This is a genomic window from Xylophilus sp. ASV27 (assembly GCF_016428875.1).
In the GTDB taxonomy this organism is placed as follows: domain Bacteria; phylum Pseudomonadota; class Gammaproteobacteria; order Burkholderiales; family Burkholderiaceae_C; genus Xylophilus.
In genome coordinates this window covers 1-1,190 of record NZ_JAELTO010000238.1, presented here as the reverse complement: position 1 = coordinate 1,190, position 1,190 = coordinate 1, and the positions used below count along the sequence as shown (strand labels likewise).

General features: G+C 76.0%; 1 protein-coding gene and 1 pseudogene. Both read right to left on the bottom strand.

Annotated features, from left to right (window positions below):
• Positions 1 to 3: 3 nt before the first annotated feature.
• On the bottom strand, positions 4 to 1,002 hold the full coding sequence (locus JHD63_RS22610; RefSeq protein ID WP_198973045.1) for a DUF58 domain-containing protein: 999 nt from the start codon (positions 1,000 to 1,002) through the stop codon (positions 4 to 6).
• Positions 1,003 to 1,004: 2 nt separating this feature from the next.
• A pseudogene (locus tag JHD63_RS22605) lies at positions 1,005 to 1,190 on the bottom strand (AAA family ATPase); the annotation flags it as partial.

The window sequence follows — 1,190 nt, the reverse complement described above, 5'->3', positions numbered from 1 at the left end:
GGCTCAGCATCGGGCGAGCGCCTCCAGGCATCGCCTCTGGTGGGCCGCACCCTGGGCCGGGGCCAGCGTGACGCCGGGCAGGCGCAGGCCGTAGGCAAGCCCCAGGCGCTCGGCCTGCAGCACCCAGGCGCACAGGCGTGACAGCCGCTGCTCCAGCGCGGCGCCGCCGCCGGTGTCGGCCAGCTCGAACCACAGGTCCTGCTGCTGCGCATGGCGGGTGTCGCGGCTCACCAGCGCGTCGCTGCCGGCGGCGATGGCGCGTGCGGCCTTCTTCCATGCCACCATGCGCAGCGGGTCGCCGCGCTGGTAGGCGCGTATGCCGTCGATCTCGCCCGGCCCGCGCGCCTGCGCCTGCACCTGCACCGGGGCATGGCCCGCAGTGGGCGCGGCGGCAGGCAGCGGCGGCGCCGGCGTTTCCGGCGCGGGGTAGACCAGCACCTGGGCGGCCGGGCGCCAGACCGTCCAGACGCGGAACGTCCCGAGCGGAAAGCGCGTCTCTGCCGTCAGGGCCGGCACGGCATGCCGCCCGCGCCCGGGCGGGACGAAAGACACCTGCACGCTGGACATGCCGCCGCCGGGCACGTCGGTCCAGGCGCGCGCCGAGCTGCCGCGCACGCCCACCGCCAGGGCATGGCGCGGGGCGGCGCGCTCGCTGGAGAGCTGGATGTCGAGCAGCGCCGCGCTGCCGGCGAATGCCGGTTCGGGCGGCGCCAGGTGCAGCGTGGTGCCGCGCAGCGTGCCGTGGCCGATGTACATGCCAGCCGCCGCGGCGCCGGCCAGCAGGAAGGTCAGCAGGTAGCCCAGGTTCAGCTCGAAATTGATCGAGGCCACCAGCAGCACTAGCAGCGTGGCCGCCAGCGCCATGCCCGCGCGGGTGGGCAGGATGTAGACGTTGCTCTGCGTCAGCAACTGTGTGTCCTGGCGCGGCAGGCGCTCGGCCAGCCAGGCGCCGATGCGGCCCGTGCGGCGCGGGGCGGTGGCAGGGGCAAGCGTCGCGGACATGCTCAGGGCAGCGGCACGGCCTGCGCCATGGCCCGCACCTGATCGGCCGCGCCACGGCCGGCCTGGCCGATCGGCACCAGCCGGTGCGCGGTGCACTGCGGCAGGATCGACTGCACGTCGTCCGGCGCCACGTAGTCGCGCCCGGCCAGCAGGGCCTGCGCCTTGGCCGCGCGCAGCAGTGCCAGGCC